A 299-nucleotide genomic window follows, 5' to 3' on the forward strand; every position below is an offset into this window, starting at 1 on the left:
GCCGGCTCCCGGAACGGCCCGACGGCGCCGGTCAGCTCGTCCCAGCGCAGCATGCGGTCGTTCGGGATGTCGCTCCAGACCAGGAAGCGGCCGGCGGGGACGTAGACGGGGCCCTCGGCCCAGCGGGTGCCCCGGTGGAGGCGTTCGAGCCATCGGTCGCCGCCGAGGGCGGCGACCCGGGCGTCCAGCGCTTCGAGTTCGAGCGGTACGAGATCCATGCGCGGAACCTCCTCCAGGTCGATTCTTCCTACCAACCCACCCGAGTCGCATGAACCCCTACTGGCCCGCGTATATACCCC

The 299-nt window shown here is 70.9% G+C and carries 1 pseudogene; it reads right to left on the minus strand.

Annotation, left to right across the window (positions count from 1 at the left end):
* Positions 1-218: pseudogene (locus tag HTZ77_RS45000) on the minus strand (SMP-30/gluconolactonase/LRE family protein); the annotation flags it as partial.
* Positions 219-299: the final 81 nt, after the last annotated feature.

The sequence above is a fragment of the Nonomuraea montanisoli genome (assembly GCF_013363975.1).
In the GTDB taxonomy this organism is placed as follows: Bacteria; Actinomycetota; Actinomycetes; order Streptosporangiales; family Streptosporangiaceae; genus Nonomuraea; species Nonomuraea montanisoli.